Source organism: Tardiphaga sp. 20_F10_N6_6 (assembly GCF_052076045.1).
GTDB classification, from domain to species: domain Bacteria; phylum Pseudomonadota; class Alphaproteobacteria; order Rhizobiales; family Xanthobacteraceae; genus Tardiphaga; species Tardiphaga robiniae.
In genome coordinates this window covers 3379131-3400226 of record NZ_CP197239.1, presented here as the reverse complement: position 1 = coordinate 3400226, position 21096 = coordinate 3379131, and the positions used below count along the sequence as shown (strand labels likewise).

The following is a 21096-nucleotide window of genomic DNA, read 5'->3' as shown; positions in this document are numbered from 1 at the left end:
GGATGAACGAACTCGATTTCAGCGGCCAACAGGTGCTTATCGTCGGCGGATCCAGCGGCATCGGCAACGGCATGGCGCAGGCGTTTCGTGCGCGCGGTGCACGCGTGCATGTGTGCGGTACGCGCGCCAGGGCCAGCGACTACACGATCGATGAAGGTTCCGATCTCGACGGCCTCGGCTACAGCCAGCTCGATGTTGGCAGCGCGTCGGCCATCGAGGCCTTCGATCCGAAGCTCGATCGGGTCGATGTGCTGATCCTTGCGCAGGGTGCTGTGATCTATCGCCGCGGCGAGTTCGAGATGGATGGCTTCCGCAAGGTGATGGAAGTCAATCTGATCAGCCTGATGGGCTGCGCGACGAAGTTTCATGCGCAGCTCAAGGCCAGCAAGGGCCGATTGATCATTGTCAGTTCCACCGCGGCCTATCATGCCACCAAGGGCAATCCCTCTTACAATGCGTCGAAGACCGGCGCGGTCGGCCTCACGCGCACATTGGCGCAGGCGTGGTCGGAAGACGGCATCCGTGTCAACGGTATCGCGCCGGGGCTCGTTGACACCAAGATGACAAAGGTCACGACAGCGAATCCGAAGCGGCTGGAAGGCGCGATTGCCAGGATCCCGCTGCAGCGCCTCGGCACGCCTGCCGATATGGCCGGCGCCGCATTGTTCCTTGCGTCGCCGCTGTCATCCTATGTTTGCGGTCATACGCTGGTCGTCGATGGCGGTTTGATCCTTTAAATTGACGGCGCCTGCATCGCGGCGGAACCAGTACTGGCTTCAGGCATTACACCGGCGAGAATTTCCTCACGGAGTAATGGACATGGACAAGGACCGTATTGCGGGCGCAGCCAAGGATGCAGCTGGCAAGGTTGAAGGTGTGATCGGCCGAGCCACGGGCGATGAGCGGACTGAAGCCTCGGGCCGCGCGCGCGAAGCGACGGGCACCGTGCAGAACCTGTACGGCCAGGCCAAGGACGCCGTGCGTGACGCATCGGACGCCGCCACCAGCTATGCCGAGGATGCACTCGACAGCGACGTCTATCGCGACGGCACGCAGGCGATCACCGACAAGGTCCGCGACAATCCGCTGGGCTCGCTGCTGATCGCAGGCGGTATCGGCTTTGCGCTGGCGATGCTGATGACGCGTCCGCCGCGCCGTCGTCCGAACCGTTTCGGTTATTGATAGCAGATCGCGGCTGACATAACGGACGCTGCAGAAGCGTCAGCAGTCGCATCTGAGAAAACGTCCAAGAAAATATCCAGAAGCGAAAATCCCTCAGCCCGCAAAGGCTGAGGGATTTTTTTGACTCTGAAATTTCGCGTCGGAATTTTTCGCGCGATTAGCGCGTGAAGAAACCGGAGGGGGCGGAGGCGGCGGGGCCGACATTGGCGGGCGGGCGCGGGCCGGGTGCCTGGGCCGGGCGGGGGCGCTGGGGCGCCTGCTGGACGGGCGCGCGGCGCGGCGTATCGTCGAAGCCAAAGAAACTACCGAAGGATGACGGCGCTTCGGTGGCGATGACGGGCTTCGGCTTTTTCTTCGGTGCGGCCGGCGCTGCCATCACCGGAACGATGCCATCCGGTCCTGTCGTCGCAGCGCCGCTCGTGCCTGAGGTAGCAGGTGTGGCCGCCGCGACGGGAACATCGCCCTTGGCCTGTTCGCGGCCGATCTCGCGGCGCGGCCAGGCGAAGTCATCGGCGCGGCCGGCCGGTGCGGCGAGTGGCTCGCCTTTGACCAATACACGCGCGACCAGTGCATCGACACTCACCGGCTTCACGCCGGGGCCGCCGAGCAGTTGATCGGTGCCGACCGAGGAGGCGACCAATGGCACGATGGGGCCGGCCAGCGGACGCGGCGCTGGCGCGCCAGGCACGGCATTGAGGTCCGGCGTCGCAGGCTCGCTCGGCAGCGCGATCGGCGCGGAGCGGCCGGAGAGCAAACGGGTGATTTCGCGCTCGACGTAATGCGCCATCTTGCGGGCGCCGGCCTTGGTGAAATAGACGCCGTCGGCCGCACGCAGCCGGCGGATCTGGCCTTCGAAATCCGGGCCCTGCTGCAGGAAGCGGCCGGCTTCGTCGACAAAGCCGTCCCAGATATCGACGTAGGTGATGCCGGCCTTGGTCGCGGCGTCGCGATAGAGATTGTCGAGATAGAGCATGTCGGCGGTCGCCTTGGTGCCGCGCACTGCCGGCAGGCCGACCCACAGCACGGGTACGCCCTTCGCCTTCACGACATTGATCATCTCCTCGATCTTCTTCGAGTAGAGTTCGCCCCAGCGCTCGTCGCGGAAATCGACCATGCCGCCGGTGCGCGCGCCGCGCTCGGTCACGATCGAACCGGGATCGGGAATATCTGCATCGTCAGCTTCCGGCTCCGCCGGCTTGTCGCCGGGCTTCACTTCCGCGGCGCTGTCTTTCTTTTCGTCCTTCTTGGCGCCCTTCTTCTCGGCCGCCTTGTCGGGCTCGCGGATTGCGACGCGGTCATTGAGGCCGAGCATGACGACGATCGCATCGGGCTTCTCGGTGGCAAGAATGCCCTTGGCCGCCGCGGCCCAATCGGCGGGATCGCCCTTCGGCTGATAGCGCAGCAGGCCGGAGACGGTCTTGTGCTTGCGGATCACGCCCATGTCGGGCTGTTCGGCATAGGCGTCCTCGAGGCCGTAAGCGAGCCAGTCGGCCATGCTGTCGCCGAGCACCAGCACGTTGCGCTCGGCCGGTGCGTCGCGTTTTTCCGGCGATGGTGCGCGTGAATAGTCCTCGCGCGGAGCGGCCCGCTTCGGCGCCTGTTGTTGTTGGAACGGCGCGAAAAACGGGCTGTCATTGCCGCCGCCGAACCAGCCGAAGCCGCCACCGCCGCCTTGAGGCACATTGCGCTGCGGACGTGGAGGAGGTTGCTGCGGACCGCCGAAACCGAAGAACTGCGCGGAGGCCGGCGCCACGATGCCGATCAGGAGGCCCAGCGCCACGGCGAGCACCATCAGCGTGCCCTTTTCGGCACGCCAGTGATCGATCCGCCATCTCGGCAAGTTGGGCTTCTGTGACATGCGCCTCGACCGCAATCGCAGGGTCCGCAGACCCGGGTTCCCGCTCGACATACTACCGGATTCGGGCCGCAAGCGGGCAGCCGCGATCCCGCCATCAAGCGCCGCCCGGCGTTAACGTCAAGCAAATCCCGGAACTTTTAGCGGCAGGGTGAACAGCGAGGCCGCAGCCAAGGCCTGTGCCGAACAAAGCGGCAATCCCGGAGTTGTCGTGACAAATCAGGGAGGTTTGCCATGAAGTCACTGCTGCTCGCCGTTGCGCTCGTTTTCGCGCTGCCCTCATGGGCTTCCGCAGATACCCCGGGCAAGGACTGGATGACCGCACAGCAGGTCACCGAGAAGCTGCGCAGCTTGGGCTACACGGAGATCAGAGAGCTTGAGGCCGACGACGGCCATTGGGAAGCCGATGTCGTGAAGGACGGCCGGACCTTCGAGGTCCATGTCGATCCGCATAGCGGCGCGCTCACCAAGAACGAGCCCAAGCACTGACGCCGGCAGGCTAGTCTATTTCCATAGTCCCAAAGACTGCCATTTGGCGGGCGGAATGACCGTTCCCGTCTTGTAGGTGAAATCCAGCACCGTCTTGTGGTCCGGCGTCGCCTTGCAGGTGAAGGCGACCTGCATCCATTTGCCGCCCGCGCGATAGGCGCCGCCCTTGGCGATCATCGTATTGCCGAGATGTTGCGGCGGCATCAGCGCGTCGGATTTGGCGCGCTCGACGCGCGGGCCGCCCTTGCTGATCCGGCGCATCGCCTCGAAGTCGCAGACCTGTTCCAGCCGGGTCTTGGGATCGAGCTTGCCGAGGGCCGCCATGAAGCGGGCATCGCTGGCATGGGCCTGCGGGACAAGCGCCACAAGGCCGAGCGGAATAAGCAGGAATTTCATGCGGGAAGGGACAACACGTTTGGAAGGATGAACCGGCGGGATGACATCCGCTTAGCGTGTCCGGAGGTTGCTGGCTACCCACTCTGGGATGCGCAGCGCGCCCGGTCGCGCTGTGCGAGTCCCGGTCATGAATGGGGTCGACGCGCGCACGCGCCGTCTGTCCCGCGCCGCCGCGCAAGTTGGCCTTCCGGTGGTCCCCTTTGATGTGGAGGATAGAGCGCCGAAAGGCGCAACTTTGTCGTCAGTGGCGCGTCCCGTTGGTTGCCTGCGACAGCGACCTTCGGTGCGCGCACGCCTTTCGGCGCTCCATCGCGACTTTTTTGTTCCCGGGGCCGTGCTTCCGGGTACTGGGTACGGGCATCGTGCCCGTCATCCGGCCGGCTTTCGCCAGCCTTCACCCGCACCCGTCCAGCCGCAAGCGGCAGAGCCCCGTAGTGGGCCCGGACGGCTACCCAGGACCTCCCGAGTCCGTGCTTGCGAGGCACGTCCGCGGGCGCCGCACCCTGTCCCACCTCCAAAGACGCCCTCGAGAAGCGCCCTCGTTGGACAGAGTGATAGGAATGTCAGCCTTTATAGGAATAATGTCAATATCGAAATATGTCGTTAAAGTCATAGCCGCCATGAGTAAGAATGGCGAAGGTCCCTTGTCCCTCAAGCGTGGCGTACCCGCTCGTTATGCAAGAGCGGGAAAAGGGCATTGCTGCTCCGCGGAGTTCTTGCTTTGAAACGCATCTTGATCGTCGGCTGTCCAGGCGCGGGAAAGAGTACGGCAGCTCGTGCGCTGTCTGAAATCACTGGCCTGCCAGTCATTCATCTCGACCGTCATTATTGGCAGCCTGGTTGGCGCATGCCGGATAGCGACGTCTGGCGCACGACAGTCGAGGCGTTGGCGGCTGAACCGTACTGGGTCATGGATGGAAATTACAGTGGCACGCTTGTGTCGCGGCTGGCGCGGGCCGATACGCTGATCCATCTGGATTATTCAACCGGTCTTTGCCTGTGGCGCGTTTTACGTCGAGCGACTTTGGGCTGGGGACGGGTGCGTGCGGATACGGGGCCGGGATGCCCAGAGCGTTTCAATGCAGAGTTTCTGCGTTTTGTCGTCAACTACAGACGCGACCAGCGTGCGCGTGACATGGAGCGCATGGCGGACTTTGCCGGCGAGGTGCACCGGTTTACGAGGCCGGCGGAGTTGACGGCGTTCATTGCTGCTCAGCGCTCGGCATGATCTGCTGGTTTCTCTTAGCTTCATTAACCCGTACGCTTGGTCATCGAAGTCGATGGCGGACAGCATAATTTCGATGAGGCGGCGCGTCGGGATGAAGCGCGGGATGCGTTCTTGCGCGGCGAGGGATTTCGCGTGATGCGGTTCTGGAATTTCGAGGTGGATCGGAATCTGGATGGCGTGATGGAGTCGATAATCGGAGCTCTGGGCTACCCCCACCCGGCTGGCCTTACGGCCGTCCACCCTCCCCACAAGGGGGAGGGATAAGAAAGGAGCCTCGACACTTTCGCGTCGAGGCTCTTGAAGCTCAGAGTTAGATCACTCGCGGCCCTCACCTCGGCAGCGTCGTCGTTCCCATCAGCGCCTGATCGATGGCGCGGGCGCACAACCGGCCCTCACGGATCGCCCAGACCACCAGCGACTGGCCGCGGCGCATGTCGCCGGCGGAGAACACCTTGGGCAGGGAGGTAGCGAAATCCGTCGTCGGGGCGCGGACGTTGCCGCGCTGGTCGAGATCGACGCCGAGGGTCTTCAGCATGCCTTCGTGGACGGGATGGACGAAGCCCATCGCCAGCAGAACGAGGTCGGCCTGCAACGAAAATTCCGAGCCGGGGATCGGCTTGAACTTGTCGTCGACCTGCACGCAGTTCAGCTTGGTGACCTTGCCGTCTACGCCTTCGAAGCTTTGCGTCAGCACGGCAAATTCGCGCTTGGCGCCTTCGGCTTGGCTCGACGAGGTCCGCATCTTCAGCGGCCAGTTCGGCCAGGTCAGGCCCTTGTTCTCCTGCTCGGGCGGCGCCGGCATGATTTCGAGCTGGGTCACCGACAGCGCGCCCTGACGCAGCGAGGTGCCGATGCAGTCGGAGCCGGTGTCGCCGCCGCCGATGACGACGACATGCTTGCCGCCGGCCAGGATCTCCTTGACGTCGCCGAGCGGCTCGTTGCCGACGCGGCGGTTCTGCTGCGGCAGGAAGTCCATCGCGAAATGGATGCCGTCGAATTCGCGGCCGGGGATCGGCAGGTCGCGGCCGTGCTCGGCGCCGCCGGTCAGCGCGATGGCTTCATATTCCTTGAGCAATTCGGCGGGGTCGATGGCGCCGGGTGATGTGCCGCCGACAGCCTTGCCGTAATGGAAGGTGACGCCTTCGCCTTCCATCTGCGCGACGCGGCGATCGATGATGTGCTTTTCCATCTTGAAGTCGGGAATGCCATAGCGCATCAACCCGCCGGCCTTGGCGAGTTTCTCATAGACATGGACGTCGTGGCCGGCGCGCGCGAGCTGCTGTGCGCAGGCCATGCCGGCGGGACCGGCACCGATCACGGCGACCTTGCGGCCGGTCTTCACGGCGGAGACCTGCGGCTTCAGCCAGCCATTGTCCCATGCCTTGTCGACGATGGCGCATTCGATGGTCTTGATGGTGACCGGGTTGTCATCGATGTTCAGCGTGCAAGAGGCTTCGCACGGTGCCGGACAGATGCGGCCGGTGAATTCCGGGAAGTTGTTGGTCGAGTGCAGGTTGCGCGAGGCTTCTTCCCAGTTGCCGGTATAGACGAGGTCGTTCCAGTCCGGGATCTGGTTGTTGACCGGGCAGCCGGGCGTGCCGGGCTGAACCGAGCCGGTGCCGTGGCAATAGGGAATGCCGCAATTCATGCAGCGCGCGGCCTGATCGCGGGTGTCTTTCTCGCTGAGCGGAATGACGAACTCGTTATAGCCCTTCAGGCGCTCGGCAACCGGCGCATACTTGCGGTCGTGACGATCGATTTCCAGAAAACCCGTGATCTTGCCCATTACAACTGACGCCTCTGAACTCTTAAGTTCCAAATTCCGTCCTCATCCTGAGGAGCGGCCACTTGGCCGCGTCTCGAAGGATGCGTGATTTGTCCCTCATGGTTCGAGACGGCGCTGCGCGCCTCCTCACCATGAGGGCCTTTTCCTTACGCGCCGATCGCGATCTGCGGTTCGGCCTCGGCGCTTTTCGCTTTCAACTCGCGCAGCGCGCGGCGGTACTCGACCGGCATCACCTTGCGGAATTTCGGCAGCCAGGTTTTCCAGTCCGCGAGGATCATCGCAGCCTTGGCGGAGCCGGCATATTTCGCGTGACGTGTGATCAGCACATGCAGGCGCTCGATGTCGCTATCGAGCAAGTTGGCGAATACGTCCACCTTGCCATGGGCTTCGAGATCGCCGGAGTGGTGATAGGTGTTCTCGGCGATCATCTCTTCCGAGAGAACCGGTTCGAGTTCGACCATCGCCATGTTGCACAGCTTCGGGAAGTCGCCGGTTTCGTCGAGCACGTAAGCCACGCCGCCGGACATGCCGGCCGCGAAGTTACGGCCGGTCTTGCCCAGCACCACGACGATGCCGCCGGTCATGTATTCGCAGCAGTGATCGCCGGCGCCTTCGACGACGGCCACGGCACCCGAGTTACGCACGGCGAAACGCTCGCCGGCGACGCCGCGGAAATAGCACTCGCCCTCGATCGCGCCATACATCACGGTGTTGCCGACGATGATCGACTCTTCCGGAACGATGGCGGAATGCGCCGGCGGACGCACGATGATCTTGCCGCCCGAGAGGCCCTTGCCGACATAGTCGTTGCCTTCGCCTTCGAGATCGAAGGTGATGCCCTTGCACAGCCAGGCGCCGAAGGCCTGACCGGCGGTGCCCTTCAGCGACACCTTGATGGTGTCGTCGGGCAGGCCGGCATGGCCATAGATCTTGGCCACCGAGCCCGCCAGCATGGCGCCGGCAGAACGGTTGGTGCTGTTGATCTTGGTGTCGATCTTCACCGGCGCGCCGCGATCGAGCGCGGGCTGCGCATGCTTTATCAACTCGCGATCGAGCACAGCTTCCAGGTGATGGTCCTGATCCTCGGTGTGATAGATCTTCTGGCCGGGCAGTTCGGGCTGGCGCACGAACAGCTTGGAGAAGTCGAGACCCTTGGCCTTCCAGTGCGACACCAGGGCCGACTGGTCGAGCATCTGCACCTGGCCGACCATCTCGTCGAAGTTGCGATAGCCGAGCTGGGCCATGATCTCGCGGACTTCCTCGGCGACGAAGAAGAAGTAGTTGATGACGTGCTCGGGCTGGCCGGTGAAGCGCTTGCGCAGCACCGGATCCTGGGTGGCGACGCCAACCGGGCAGGTGTTGAGATGGCACTTGCGCATCATGATGCAGCCGGCAGCAATCAAGGGCGCGGTGGCGAAGCCGAATTCGTCGGCGCCGAGGAGCGCGCCGATGACGACGTCACGGCCGGTGCGGAAGCCGCCGTCGACCTGGACGATGATGCGGCTACGCAGCCGTTCGCGCACCAGGGTCTGATGGGTTTCGGCAAGACCGATTTCCCATGGCGAACCCGCATGCTTGATCGAGGTCAGCGGCGATGCGCCGGTGCCGCCTTCGAAGCCGGCGATGGTCACGTGGTCCGCGCGCGCCTTGGCGACGCCCGCGGCGACCGTGCCGACGCCGATTTCCGACACCAGCTTGACCGAGACCTGGCCCGTCGGATTGACGTTCTTGAGGTCGTAGATCAGCTGCGCGATATCTTCGATCGAATAGATGTCATGATGCGGCGGCGGCGAGATGAGACCGACGCCCGGGGTCGAGTGGCGCACGGCGGCAATCGTCGCGTCGACCTTGTGGCCGGGCAACTGACCGCCTTCGCCGGGCTTCGCGCCCTGCGCCATCTTGATCTGCATCATGTCGGAATTGACGAGATATTCCGTGGTGACGCCGAAACGGCCGGACGCGACCTGCTTGATCGCCGAACGCATGCTGTCGCCATTCGGCATCGGCTTGTAGCGATCCGACTCCTCGCCGCCTTCACCGGTGTTCGACTTGCCGCCGATCCGGTTCATGGCGATGGCCAGCGTGGTATGCGCCTCGCGCGATATCGAGCCGTAGGACATGGCGCCGGTGGCGAAGCGCTTGACGATGTCCGCGGCGGATTCGACTTCGTCGAGCGGCACAGGCTTGCGCTTCTCGTCTTCAGCCGTCTTGATCTTGAACAGGCCGCGCAGCGTCAGCAGACGCTCGGACTGTTCGTTGAGGATCTTGGCGAAGGCCCTGTAGCGGTCCTGCGAGTTGCCGCGCACGGCATGCTGCAGCAGCGACACCGACTCGGCGTTCCAGGCGTGATCCTCACCACGGCTTCGATAGGCGTATTCACCGCCGACATCGAGGGCGGTCTTGTAGATCTGGATTTCGCCGAACGCCTCGTTGTGGCGACGCACGGTTTCCTCGGCGATTTCGGCGAGGCCGACGCCTTCGATCTTGGTGTGGGTGCCTGTGAAGTACTTGGTCACGAATTCCTGACGCAGGCCGACGGCGTCGAAGATCTGCGCGCCGCAATAGGACTGGTAGGTCGAGATGCCCATCTTCGACATGACCTTGAGCAGGCCCTTGCCGATCGACTTGATGAAGCGCTTGACGATTTCATAGTCGTCGAGCTGCACCGGCAGCCGGTCCTTCATGGCGATGATGGATTCGAACGCCAGATACGGGTTGATCGCTTCGGCGCCATAGCCGGCGAGGCAGGCGAAGTGATGCACTTCGCGCGGTTCGCCGGATTCGACGACCAAGCCCACCGAGGTGCGCAGGCCAGTGCGGATCAGGTGGTGATGCACGGAGGCGCAGGCCAGCAGCGACGGGATCGGAATGCGATCCGAGCCGGCCATGCGGTCGGACAGGATGATGATGTTGACGCCTTCGCGCACTGCGGCTTCGGCGCGGGCGCACAGTTCATCGAGCACCTGCTCCATGCCTGCCGCGCCGAAACCGGCATGGAAGGTGGTGTCGAGGGTGCGCGAGACGAAATGCGACTCGGCAACGTCGGTGATCGAGCGGATCTTTTCGAGATCCTGGTCGGTCAGGATCGGCTGACGAACTTCAAGGCGCTTGGTGGTGGCGACGCCCTGCAGGTCGAACAGGTTCGGCCGCGGTCCGATGATCGAGACGAGGCTCATGACGAGCTCTTCGCGGATCGGATCGATCGGCGGGTTGGTGACCTGCGCGAAGTTCTGCTTGAAGTAGGTGAACAGCGGCTTCGGCTTGCTCGACAGCGCCGAGATCGGCGTGTCGGTGCCCATGGAGCCCGACGCTTCCTCGCCCTGCGACGCCATCGGCGTCAGCAGGATGGTGACGTCTTCCTGGGTGTAGCCAAAGGCCTGCTGGCGATCGAGCAGCGGCAGGTTGGAACGCTGGCCCTTGGCCGCCGCGTCCGGAAGCTCTTCCAGAACGATCTGGGTGTGTTCAAGCCACTCGCTATAGGGATGACTTGCAGCCAGCGTCGCCTTGATCTCGTCGTCAGGGATCAGACGGCCCTGGACGAGGTCGACCAGCAGCATCTTGCCGGGCTGCAGGCGCCACTTCGTGATGATGTCTTCTTCCGGAATCGCCAGCACGCCCATTTCGGACGCCATCACGATGCGGTCGTCCTTGGTGACGAGATAACGTGCGGGGCGCAGACCGTTACGGTCCAGCGTCGCGCCGATCTGGCGACCGTCGGTGAAGGCCAGCGCAGCAGGGCCGTCCCACGGCTCCATCATTGCGGCGTGATATTCGTAGAAGGCGCGGCGCTGCTCATCCATCAGGGGATTGCCAGCCCAGGCTTCCGGAATCATCATCATCACGGCGTGGGGCAGCGAGTAGCCACCCTGTACCAGGAATTCGAGCGCGTTGTCGAAACAGGCGGTGTCCGACTGGCCTTCATAGGAGATCGGCCACAGACGGCTGATGTCCTTGCCGTACAGTTCGGACTCGATGGACGCCTGACGCGCCGCCATCCAGTTGACGTTGCCGCGCAGCGTGTTGATTTCGCCGTTATGCGCGACCATGCGGTACGGATGCGCCAGCGACCAGGTCGGGAAGGTGTTGGTCGAGAAGCGCTGATGCACCAGTGCCAGCGCGCTTTCGAAATCCTCTTCGTGCAGGTCGGCATAGTAGCTGCCGAGCTGGTCGGCGAGGAACATGCCCTTGTAGATGATCGTGCGGCACGACATCGAGCACGGATAGTAGCCGGCAAGGCCGCGCTCGCGGCGCTGATAGATCGCCTGCGAGATCGACTTGCGGAGAATGTACAGACGACGTTCGAATTCGTCCTCGTCGGCGATCTTGGCTTTGCCGATGCCGATGAAGACTTGCATGTTGGCAGGCTCGGTCGGCTTCACGCTTTCGCCGAGCGATGCGTTGTCGGTCGGGACGTCGCGCCAGCCGAGCAGCTTCAGGCCTTCGGCCTTAATCTGGTCGCCGATGATGCCCTGAATGACTTTCCGCCACGCGGTATCACGCGGCATGAACAGCGCGCCGATGGCGTATTGGCCAGGCTCCGGCAGGCTGAAGCCGAGTTCCGCAGTCTTGCGGACGAAGAACTTATGCGGGATCTGCACCAGAATACCGGCACCGTCGCCAAAGCGCGGATCTGCGCCGGTGGCGCCGCGGTGCTCGAGGTTGCACAGGATGCTGATCGCGTCAGACACAATCTGATGCGACTTGCGGCCCTTGATGTTGGCAATGAAGCCGACGCCACAGGCGTCCTTTTCCTGCGACGGGTCATAGAGGCCCAGCGCCGGCGGACGGTAGGTATGGAGTTCCGGTTTGATGGCGGTGTCTTTCACGTTAGCCGATTTGATAGCCGGGGCCGCCGAATGCGTGCCGGTTTCGATCAATTGGCGCTCGTGCTCTGATCCGCTCATCTTCGTCCTCTCAACCCCCGTCGGGGTTCTGCCACCCTTGTCGGCGCACCTTTGACGCTCGCGGAACCCGTTCGGGCTGCCGCTCGCGCGTCTTGCGAGCCTCGTTTTCAGAATTCAGACTGGTGGTGCCCATCGTCCCCGGCGGCCACCCCATATCTCGCCTTAAAGGCATTTCGTCTCAGCAGGCGTGTTTTTTAGTCGCGACGCCTGCTTATGTTGCAAACCCTGTGCCGGATTTGCCACCAAAAATTGCGACAGTGATGCTGTCCTAACCAGGACTTTGCCAAATTTTTATCTAGCACACAAGCGCGCTTGAGTCCGTCGTCGCATAGCAACAACGCATGCCAAATTGTCCAAGCTGGCGTGGACACATTCAGCCCGGAGGTGCCGCGTTCCGGCCAAAGGCTGGCCCAAGGGCTGCCGGATTCAGCAGTGAGGTTGCGCAGTGCTAGTTAACGCCTGTGGCAGCGGTGCTGGCAGGCGAGCGAAGCGTGAGGTTCAGGAAGTTGAATACTCTCCGGGCGCGGGGGCGTCGAAGGAGCATGCAATGAAGGTACTTGTGGGATGTCTGGCCTCGGCCGGTCTGTTGCTGGCGAGCGGCGCTGTACAGGCGCAGGCGCTGCCGCCGATGCGCGGCGACGTTGCCGCTGTGGCGCAGGTATCCGATGTCGGCGGTCCCTATGCGGCCATGCCGCCGGCGGCATATGCGGAGCCGCGCCCCTATGGCGTGTTGCGCCGCGGTTATGATCTGGCGGTGCTGCCGCTGCGCGAGGTCTATTCGATCCTCCGCGAGGCCGGCTTCTCTGCCCTCGGCATGCCGCAGCAACGCGGCCTCATCTACACGGTTGCGGCGATCGACCTCGACGGCGAGGACGGCCGGTTGGTGATCGATGCGCGCAGCGGACGCATTCTGCGCTTCATTCCGGCCTATCGCATGGGCGACCGGATGAGCGAGGAGATCGACACGCGCTATGGCCCGCAAGGCGCAGTGCCGACCCTGCCGCAATATCGCCGCCCGCCGTTTACGGCCGGAACGGCAACGCCCGCGCCGAAGGTTGCCAGCCGCACGACGAGCGTGCCGCTGCCGAAGCGGCCACCGGTGCGCGCGGTTGCGGCGCCGGCTAAGCCTGTTACGCCAGCCGAGACCAAGCCGGTCGCAGTCAAACCACCTGAAACGCCGCCCGCCGCTGCGCCCGTGCAGCAATCGGCCGTGACGGAGCAGAAACCGGCCGAGACGAAGGCGCCGGAAACGACCGGGGCTGCTCCGGCAACACCGGCCGCGCCCGAGAAGAAGGACGCTGTTGCTCCGACAGTCGCTGCGCCGGCGACAGAAGCAAAGCCTGCGACACCGCCGGCTGCGGAAACGCCGCCGCCCGCTCAGGGGCTGGAATAGTCCGGGCCTCCAGCACTTCTCTTGGAGAGGAATCAAGAAAAACGCCCCGGATCGCTCCGGGGCGTTTCGTTCTACAACTACACTTACTTCAGTTCACATGCTTCAGTACAAAGTCGCGGTTACGCGGCGACTTTCTCGGCCGAGCCGTCGACCACCTGCGGCGCGCTCACCGCGCTGGTGGAAATCGGAATGCTGCGCGGCTTCTTGGCTTCCGGGATCTCACGGACGAGGTCCACATGAAGCAGGCCGTTCTCGAGCGAGGCGTTCTTCACCTGTACGAAATCGGCAAGCTGGAAGGCGCGTTCGAAGGCGCGCGCGGCTATGCCGCGATAGAGCACTTCGGCCTTGCTGCCATTCTCGTTGGCAGCCTTCTCGCCCTTGATCGTCAGCGTGTTTTCCTTCGCGACGATGGAAAGCTCGTTCTGCGCAAAGCCGGAAACGGCGACGCTGATACGGTATTCGTTCTCGCCTGTGCGCTCGATATTGTAGGGCGGATAGCCCGGCGCTGCGTCACCTGTGCTCTGATCAAGCAGATTAAACAGGCGGTCAAAACCGACGGTGGAACGATAAAACGGGGTGAGATCATAGCTACGCATAGAATAGTCCTCCATTGAGCGACTGTTGCAATAACCCGCCCGCCATAAGGGCCGGGCTTTCGTGTCATGCAGCCTAGAGAGGCCTGCATGAAGCTGATATGGGAGGGGTCTGGCGGCTCGCAAGGGGGGCCGAAAGATTCGCGCCGACTTGTCTCCCGCCCTTGAAATCCTGCCCTTGAAATCCTGCGTTTTTCGCCTAACCGGTCCCCCGCCATGACGCTCGTCTCCATTCCCGCCAACCCCGTTCCCGAGGGGGCCGTGTCCGGCACCATCAAGACGCCGGACGGCGCTGAGCTACGTTTTGCGCGCTGGGCGCCGACGACCGGGCGCAAGGGCACGGTCTGCGTGTTCAGCGGGCGCGGCGAATATATCGAGAAGTATTTCGAGACCGTGCGCGACCTGCGCGACCGCGGCTTTGCAGTGGCCATGATCGACTGGCGCGGGCAGGGCCATTCGTCGCGGCAGTTGCGGGATGGCCGCAAGGGCTATGTGCGCAGCTTCTCGGATTTCGAGATCGACGTCGAAAGTTTCGTGCAGCAGGTGGTGATGCCGGATTGCCCGCCGCCTTACTTCGCGCTAGCGCATTCGATGGGTGGTGCGGTGATGCTGCGTGTGGCGCATTCCGGCAAGCGCTGGTTCGATCGCATGGTGTTGTCGGCGCCGATGATCGATCTGCCGGGCCGCTCGACCTCACTGCCGGCGCGGCTGCTGTTGCGTGTCATGCGCTGGACCGGGCAGGGCGGCAACTACATTCCCGGCGGCAATGGCGAACTGGTCGGGACCTCGTCATTCCCCAATAACAAGCTGACCAGCGATCCGGTGCGCTATGCGCGCAACGCGGCGATCCTCGAAGAGGACGCGACGCTCGGCATCGGCTCGCCGACGGTGGCCTGGGCCGATACGGCGATCCGTGGGATGCATGGCTTTCGCGAGGCCAGCTATCCCGTGAAGATCCGTCAGCCGATCCTGATGCTGGCGGCCAGCAACGATCAGGTGGTGTCGACGCCGGCCATCGAGGAATTCGCCTATCACCTGCGTGCCGGCTCGCATCTGGTGATCGCCGGCTCCCGTCACGAGATCCTGCAGGAACAGGATCGCTACCGGCAGCAATTCTGGGCGGCATTCGACGCATTCGTGCCGGGCACGCCGCTGTTTAAGTAACGGACACATCCTATGCTGGGTATTCACGGCCTCTGGCTCTTCATCCTGTCCGGCATCCTGCTCAACATCACGCCGGGGCCGGACACGGCTTATATCGTCGGGCGCAGCGTGCAGATGGGCTGGCGTGGCGGTGTCGCGGCCGCGCTGGGGATCAGTGCGGGATGCCTCGTCCATGTGTTCGCCGCGGCGGTCGGATTGTCGGCGCTGCTGGCGGCCTCGTCCTATGCCTTCACAGCGGTGAAATGGATCGGTGCGGCCTATCTGCTTTACACCGGCGTGCAGATGCTGCGTGCGCGGGCATCGACAGTTGCAACGAACGACGCTGCGGAAAAGCCGCTGCTGTCGCTTCGGCAGGTGTTCTGGCAGGGCGCCTTCACCAACGCGCTGAACCCGAAGGTGGCGCTGTTCTTTCTCGCCTTCCTGCCGCAATTCGTCGACGTGGATGCGCCCAGCAAGGCGTTGGCTTTCATCGTACTTGGGCTGATCTTCATCAGCACGGGCACGATCTGGGGGCTCGGCACGGCCATTGTCGCGGCCAAAGCCGCCAGCCGCGTCCGGCGATCCAGTCAGGCAATGATGTGGATCAACCGCGCCCTCGGCGGCGTCTTCATCTATCTCGGCATCCGCGTGGCGATGCTGGAGACGCGTTAGTTACTTCAGAATTTCCCACGTCTCGACGCCGGCCAGATAGACGCCGAGCAGCATCATCGCGATCAGGAACCAGCGGCGGAATTGGTCGGGATGCATCCGCATACGCACCATCTGGCCGATGAACATGCCGGCAAAGGCCATCACCATGGCAACGAGGCCCGACAGCGCTATGGAGGCATTCAGCAGACCGGCGCTGGAGAGGTTGAAGGCCTGTGCGAGAGTACAGACGGTGAAATAGACACCGAGCGCCTGGATCAGCTCGTCCTTTTCCATGCCAATCGACTGCATGAAGGGCATCGACGGGATCACCTGCACGCCGGTGGCGGCAGCGACGACACCGGTGACAAGGCCGACGACGCCGCCGACCCACCCTTCGTTCTGTTTTGCGACGCTTAGCTGGAATTTCACGAGGCTGATGGCACCATAGATCACCAGCAGGATGCCGAGCACGACGGTGCCGTAGCGCGCATAGGGGCCGGTCATCAGCCCGCCGCTGCTCCAGATACCGAAAGCGGTGCCGAGCATCAGCGGCCACAGCCGGCGGATGATGTCGCGCAAATAGCCGCCGACGAAAGTCTGCCAGATATTGGTGACGATCGCGGGGGCGATGACGATGGCCAGCGCCTGCACCGGCGGCATGGCGACGGCGAGCAGGCCCATCGAAACGGTCGGGAGGCCGAGGCCGATGACCCCTTTGACGAAGCCGGCGAGCGCGAAGACTGCAGCGATCAGAATGAGTGAGGAATCGAACATGATGCAGGCACATTGACCGATCGGCTGGACAGGCACAATCTGGAGGTTACGGAGAAAGCCTTCGTCTTTAACGAAGGCTGGCGCGGAGAACACCATGCATGCCGACCTTGTCGATCTCAGGCTGTTCGTCGCGGTGGCCGAGGCGCGCAGTATCACCGCGGGTGCTGCCGCTGCCAATCTGGCGCTGGCTTCGGCTAGTGCGAGAATCAAGGGGCTGGAGGCGACGATCGGCGTGCCATTGCTGAAACGGGGCCGGCGCGGCGTTACGCTGACGGCGGCTGGCGAGAGCCTGCTCGGCCATGCCCGCATCGTAATGCAGAATGTCGAGACCATGCGCGGCGACATGGCGGCCTATGCCAATGGCATGAAGGCCAGTGTGTCGATGCTGGCCAATACGGTGGGCTTGTCCGAACATCTGCCGAAGGCGCTCGCGAGTTTCCTGCGCGAGCACCCCAATGTCAGCCTCGAGGTCGAGGAGCGCGAGAGCGCCGATATCGCCCAGGCGATCGCCGCCGGCATCGCCGATTTCGGCTTCGCTGCCGAGCATACGCTGCCGGACAGTCTGGAACGCTTCACCTTCAACGAAGACCGGCTGATGCTGGTGACGGCGCCGCGCAGCGATCTCGCCGGCCGGCGACATATCGATTTCCATGAGATCATCGACCGCGACTTCATCGGCCTCACCAACGCGACCGCGCTGCAGAACCACATCGGCAAATATGCGGCGAAGCTGGGCGCGCGACTGCGCTACCGAGCGCAGATGCGGGATTTCGATGCGATGTGTCAGATGGCGGCGGCGGGGGTCGGCATTGCGATTGTGCCGGAAGTCGCCGCACGGCGCTGCGCGCGGTCAACGGCGCTGGCGCTGATCCGCATTCGCGATCCCTGGGCGAACCGCAGACTGGCGATCTGCTTTCGCAGCCTGAAGACGTTATCCCGTCCCGCGCAGCAGATGATCGAGCATCTGCGGGCTGCAGCGCGGGCGTAGCAGTTCCCGATCAGGCGTTGAGGATCTTCAGCGCCGCCTCATGCACGCGCGGGTCGCCGGCGGCGACGATGCGGCCACCGTTCTGCGCGGGCTTGCCCTCCCACGTTGTCACCACGCCGCCGGCGCCGGTGATGATCGGGATCAGGGCTGCGATATCGTAGGGCTTCAGCTCGGTCTCGATGACGAGGTCGAGATGGCCAGCGGCGAGCATGCAATAGGAATAGCAATCGCCGCCGTAGCGCGTCAGCCGCACGCCTTTTTCGACGTCGTGAAATTTTGCGCGATCGGCGTCGCCCATCAGCCGCGGGCTGGTGGTGAACAGCGTGGCGTCCTTCAGCGATGCGCAGCGGCGCACGGCAAGCTTGCGGGTGGTGTTGTTGGGGCCCTGGTAGCGCGCCGAGCCGCTGTCGCCGCTGAAGCGCTCGCCGATATAGGGCTGGTGCATCATGCCATAGACCGGTGTGCCCCGATGCAGCAGCGCGATCAGCGTGCCCCAGATCGGGAAGCCGGAGATGAAGGATTTGGTGCCGTCGATCGGGTCGAGCACCCAGACATATTCGGCGTCTTCGCGTTCGGTACCGAATTCCTCGCCAACAATGCCGTGCTGGGGGAAGTTGGCCTTGATCAGCCGGCGCATCACCGCCTCGGCGGCGCGGTCGGCTTCCGTGACCGGGTCGAAATCGGTGCTGTTCTTGTTGTCGATACTCAGCGAGGTGCGAAAGAACGGCAGGATGGTCTCGCCCGACGAGGTCGCAAGACGACCAATGAAGGCGTTGAAGTCGATGACCGTCACGGAGAGGTCCTTTGTTGCGGCTGCTGGATGGGGACGTGTCGCTTCCTATACAGCGCAGGGCAACGACTCGCATCTGCGGTGATCGAAATCTCTCTGCGATTCCCCTAAGCCACAGCACTGAATCGGATTGCGATTTCCCTAAGATTCCTGATGTCCGGCATCAGAAATTGGTCAATGGAATGAATATATGATCATTTCTTAAATAGGTCAAAGCTACTGTCATTTCTATATCGCATTGATTTTCCTTATAGAAATTATGACGCCTATGCCTGAACGGTGCGATCACCATGCGAAATTTGCATGGAAATTTGCCCGAAAACTCTTGCACTTGGTGCGTCGCGGCTGCATATTGTTGCGGTGCGGTAGCGCTTGCGCTATCGCTGCCCTCCTTGGGCGTTTCCTCCCTAGACTTGGGCCGCTTGCTATCGCAAGCGGCCCTTTTTTCTTGTCGGAGGAGTTTTGCATCACGGCGTGCCGACGTGGCTGCCGGCGATTGTCTTTATGTCGCCTGGCCTGTTCGTCGCCTGGCACCCCGACAGCCTCGGGCCCATTGCGACGTCAGTCATCAAGCAAGACTTATTCGGCTGAGAACCTCAAGCCGGTGTCCACGTCGTGGCGGTTACTTCAGCGACCCGTTGATCTCGGTGAACTTGCCGTTGAGGTTGGTGCCGAGGCCGTTGACGACGGCGATGATGGCCAGCGAGATGCCGGCGGCGATTAGCCCGTATTCGATCGCAGTCGCTCCCGATTCGTCCGACCAGAATTTCTTGATCATGTTCTTCATGTTCTCTCCTGCCATTTTACGCGGTTCCAATCCGCGGAACCACGCTGGTGGGGATAACCTAAAGTTGCATTAATCCCGGTGGTAAAACTCTGCCCCATCTCTAAATCCAGCGAAAATTGACAATTTGTCGCACGAAATAAGCGCTGCCGTGACCCGGCGGTCACGGTTCCAAATACCCCACCTGATTGAGTGAAGGTTCGAACCCCGGCGAGCCGTTCGGCCCCAGCCTATTCGGCGGCGGCCTGGAACGGGCCGAGGCTGTCCAGCGGGATCTTCGCCAGCGCATCGGCCAGGACGGTAAAATCGGCAGCAATCTGATCGAAGCGCGCGGTTCGCTCACGGCGGCGTTCGTCCATATAGATCGCCCGGTTCAGCTCGATCTGGATGGCGTGCAGCCCACTGGCCGGGTTGCCGTAATGCTCGGTAATGAAGCCGCCGGCATAGGGCTTGTTACGGCCCAGCGAATAGCCGAGGCCGCCGAATGTGTCTTCGACCACCTCGGCCAGGATAGTGGCGCAGCTGGTGCCATATCGGTCGCCGACGACCACGTCCGGGCGGCGCGGCTCCTCGCGGGAAATTCCGATCGAGGGCATCGAGTGGCAATCCACCAGGATCACCGTGCCGAATGTCTGGTGCGCCTTGTTGATCAGGCGGCGCAGGGCGCGATGGTACGGCTTGTACAACGCCTCGATCCGGGTGAGGGCGTCATCGACGTCCAGCCGCTCGCGGTAGATCTCCTGGCCGTCGCCGACCACCCGGGGAATAGTGCCAAGACCGCCGGCGACCCGCATCGAGCGGGTATTGGCAAAGCTGGGCAGCCGGCCGTTGAACATCCGCGGATCGAGCTCATAGGGCTCGCGATTGACGTCCACATAGGAGCGCGGGAAATGCACCCGGACCACCGGGAAGCCGCGATCGCTCAATCCCGCGATCAATTCGTCCATGAACGAATCTTCCGAGCGGCGCAGTGCCGTCACGTCAATGCGGGACGCGCTGAGGAATTCCGCCGGATAGACCGAGCCGGAATGCGGGGAATTGAAAATGATCGGGGCGCGCCAGTTGGCCGGCTCGACGATCTCGAAGGGAGGCGACAGCTCACCGTCAAACTGGGTCATCGTCGCGCATCGTCCCTGCAGCCGCGTTCTTCGGTTTGCCCAGTCTGGCAGAAAACCGGCGCTTTGTGAGGCTGCATTGTCGATAACGGAAACAAGTCTGCCAAGTTAAAAACCTTCCGCAGGCGCGGCGATCGCGAGAAACGCGCTCATTTGTTGTGTTTCACGACGTTCTGGCGCACCATCTTGAGACGCTTATGCACAGTCTGCGCTGATCACCTTCACCCGAAATTTACCAGACCTCGGGCTTAGTGGGCGAACAGGTCCTCTCATTCGGGTTCGACGTCCAACCGCCATGCACAAAATCCTTCTCGCAGAAGACGACAACGACATGCGCCGCTTCCTGGTGAAGGCGTTGGAAAACGCCGGTTTTCAGGTGTCGCACCACGATAACGGGATGTCAGCCTATCAGAGACTCCGCGAGGAACCCTTTGAAATGCTTCTAACGGACATCGTGATGCCGGAGATGGACGGGATCGAACTGGCGCGCCGCGCCAGCGAACTCGATCCCGACATCAAGATCATGTTCATCACCGGTTTCGCCGCCGTGGCGCTGAATTCCGACTCGGAAGCGCCGAAAAACGCCAAGGTTCTGTCCAAGCCGGTCCACCTGCGCGAATTGGTCAGCGAAGTGAACAAGATGCTGGCGGCCTGAGGGCAGCCCGCTTTCCTGGATTTCTTTCTTGGATTTCCTGCAAATCAGGCAAGGATTGGCCCTCCGCCGTCCTTGCTTGTCCGGGTTTGACCCGTTATAGACCCCACACCCGTAACGACCGGTTCTTAGGGCGCGTAGCTCAGCGGGAGAGCACTTCCTTGACATGGAAGGGGTCACAGGTTCGATCCCTGTCGCGCCCACCATCCAAACGCACCTTACACTTTCGAAAACTGCCGGATTGGCGCTTTTTCAGGCGCCGGGAGACGTTTCTTTCCCTAATGCTCCGATTAGTGACAGTTTTATTTCGGAACCAGTCGTGTTCACGCCGTGACTCGGCTATAGCTCAATGGTCCAGGATTTTTCGACCGGA

19 protein-coding genes and 1 tRNA gene are annotated in these 21096 nt (G+C 62.8%); 11 read left to right on the top strand and 9 right to left on the bottom strand.

Annotation, left to right across the window (positions count from 1 at the left end; genetic code table 11):
- The first annotated feature begins 2 nt into the window (after positions 1–2).
- On the top strand, positions 3–737 hold the full coding sequence (locus AB7813_RS16390) for an SDR family NAD(P)-dependent oxidoreductase (protein ID WP_439083990.1): 735 nt from the start codon (positions 3–5) through the stop codon (positions 735–737).
- An 82-nt stretch (positions 738–819) separates the two neighbouring features.
- Complete coding sequence (locus tag AB7813_RS16385; protein ID WP_441228242.1) at positions 820–1182, top strand: CsbD family protein; 363 nt, start codon at positions 820–822, stop codon at positions 1180–1182.
- Between the two features lie 157 nt (positions 1183–1339).
- On the opposite strand, the gene AB7813_RS16380 is transcribed toward AB7813_RS16385, so the two are convergent.
- Positions 1340–3040, bottom strand: a complete 1701-nt coding sequence (locus AB7813_RS16380) for an SGNH/GDSL hydrolase family protein (RefSeq protein WP_439065077.1) — start codon at positions 3038–3040, stop codon at positions 1340–1342.
- 231 nt (positions 3041–3271) lie between these two features.
- Between AB7813_RS16380 and AB7813_RS16375 the strand changes: the two genes are divergently transcribed.
- Positions 3272–3526 (top strand): PepSY domain-containing protein, encoded by a 255-nt coding sequence (locus AB7813_RS16375; RefSeq protein ID WP_093757199.1) that lies wholly within the window; start codon positions 3272–3274, stop codon positions 3524–3526.
- Between the two features lie 15 nt (positions 3527–3541).
- Here the strand turns inward: AB7813_RS16375 and AB7813_RS16370 are convergent, their stop codons facing one another.
- Entirely contained in the window at positions 3542–3922 is a 381-nt protein-coding gene (locus AB7813_RS16370) for a DUF930 domain-containing protein (RefSeq protein WP_120287194.1), read from the bottom strand.
- A 721-nt stretch (positions 3923–4643) separates the two neighbouring features.
- Between AB7813_RS16370 and AB7813_RS16365 the strand changes: the two genes are divergently transcribed.
- Together AB7813_RS16365 and AB7813_RS16360 are read left to right on the top strand one after the other, a co-directional pair.
- Positions 4644–5150: an adenylate kinase gene (locus AB7813_RS16365; protein WP_439065076.1), complete on the top strand. Its 507-nt coding sequence runs from the start codon at positions 4644–4646 to the stop codon at positions 5148–5150.
- Positions 5151–5186: 36 nt separating this feature from the next.
- Complete coding sequence (locus AB7813_RS16360; RefSeq protein ID WP_439065075.1) at positions 5187–5414, top strand: endonuclease domain-containing protein; 228 nt, start codon at positions 5187–5189, stop codon at positions 5412–5414.
- A 64-nt stretch (positions 5415–5478) separates the two neighbouring features.
- Here the strand turns inward: AB7813_RS16360 and AB7813_RS16355 are convergent, their stop codons facing one another.
- Together AB7813_RS16355 and gltB are read right to left on the bottom strand one after the other, a co-directional pair.
- A complete protein-coding gene (locus AB7813_RS16355; RefSeq protein WP_439065074.1) occupies positions 5479–6936 on the bottom strand; it encodes a glutamate synthase subunit beta in 1458 nt (485 codons plus the stop codon).
- A 146-nt stretch (positions 6937–7082) separates the two neighbouring features.
- Positions 7083–11840 carry a glutamate synthase large subunit gene (gltB, locus tag AB7813_RS16350; RefSeq protein WP_439068632.1) on the bottom strand — a complete coding sequence of 1586 codons (4758 nt, stop codon included), beginning with the start codon at positions 11838–11840 and terminating at the stop codon, positions 7083–7085.
- A gap of 547 nt (positions 11841–12387) precedes the next feature.
- Here gltB and AB7813_RS16345 point away from each other — a divergent pair.
- Positions 12388–13233 (top strand): hypothetical protein, encoded by an 846-nt coding sequence (locus AB7813_RS16345; protein ID WP_439068631.1) that lies wholly within the window; start codon positions 12388–12390, stop codon positions 13231–13233.
- Positions 13234–13352: 119 nt separating this feature from the next.
- Here AB7813_RS16345 and AB7813_RS16340 read toward each other — a convergent pair whose 3' ends face one another.
- The gene (locus AB7813_RS16340; RefSeq protein ID WP_068730352.1) at positions 13353–13829 is read right to left on the bottom strand and encodes an Hsp20 family protein; all 477 of its coding nucleotides are present in this window, start codon (positions 13827–13829) and stop codon (positions 13353–13355) included.
- A gap of 213 nt (positions 13830–14042) precedes the next feature.
- Between AB7813_RS16340 and AB7813_RS16335 the strand changes: the two genes are divergently transcribed.
- A complete protein-coding gene (locus AB7813_RS16335; RefSeq protein WP_120287188.1) occupies positions 14043–14990 on the top strand; it encodes an alpha/beta fold hydrolase in 948 nt (315 codons plus the stop codon).
- Positions 14991–15002: 12 nt separating this feature from the next.
- On the top strand, positions 15003–15641 hold the full coding sequence (locus AB7813_RS16330; protein WP_120287187.1) for a LysE family translocator: 639 nt from the start codon (positions 15003–15005) through the stop codon (positions 15639–15641).
- Here AB7813_RS16330 and AB7813_RS16325 read toward each other — a convergent pair whose 3' ends face one another.
- Positions 15642–16394 carry a sulfite exporter TauE/SafE family protein gene (locus AB7813_RS16325; RefSeq protein WP_120288012.1) on the bottom strand — a complete coding sequence of 251 codons (753 nt, stop codon included), beginning with the start codon at positions 16392–16394 and terminating at the stop codon, positions 15642–15644.
- Positions 16395–16488: 94 nt separating this feature from the next.
- Here AB7813_RS16325 and AB7813_RS16320 point away from each other — a divergent pair, with 94 nt between their 5' ends.
- A complete protein-coding gene (locus AB7813_RS16320) occupies positions 16489–17382 on the top strand; it encodes a LysR substrate-binding domain-containing protein (protein ID WP_120287186.1) in 894 nt (297 codons plus the stop codon).
- Between the two features lie 10 nt (positions 17383–17392).
- Here the strand turns inward: AB7813_RS16320 and hisN are convergent, their stop codons facing one another.
- From hisN to AB7813_RS16305, 3 genes are all read right to left on the bottom strand, one after another.
- On the bottom strand, positions 17393–18175 hold the full coding sequence (hisN, locus tag AB7813_RS16315; RefSeq protein ID WP_120287185.1) for a histidinol-phosphatase: 783 nt from the start codon (positions 18173–18175) through the stop codon (positions 17393–17395).
- A gap of 619 nt (positions 18176–18794) precedes the next feature.
- Entirely contained in the window at positions 18795–18959 is a 165-nt protein-coding gene (locus AB7813_RS16310; RefSeq protein ID WP_175367776.1) for a Flp family type IVb pilin, read from the bottom strand.
- A 227-nt stretch (positions 18960–19186) separates the two neighbouring features.
- Positions 19187–20074, bottom strand: a complete 888-nt coding sequence (locus tag AB7813_RS16305; protein WP_120287184.1) for an N-formylglutamate amidohydrolase — start codon at positions 20072–20074, stop codon at positions 19187–19189.
- Between the two features lie 292 nt (positions 20075–20366).
- On the opposite strand from AB7813_RS16305, the gene cpdR reads away from it, so the two are divergent.
- Both cpdR and AB7813_RS16295 read left to right on the top strand, forming a co-directional pair.
- On the top strand, positions 20367–20726 hold the full coding sequence (gene cpdR / locus AB7813_RS16300) for a cell cycle two-component system response regulator CpdR (protein WP_015669438.1): 360 nt from the start codon (positions 20367–20369) through the stop codon (positions 20724–20726).
- A 128-nt stretch (positions 20727–20854) separates the two neighbouring features.
- Positions 20855–20929, top strand: a tRNA-Val gene (locus AB7813_RS16295).
- The last annotated feature ends 167 nt before the right edge of the window (positions 20930–21096 follow it).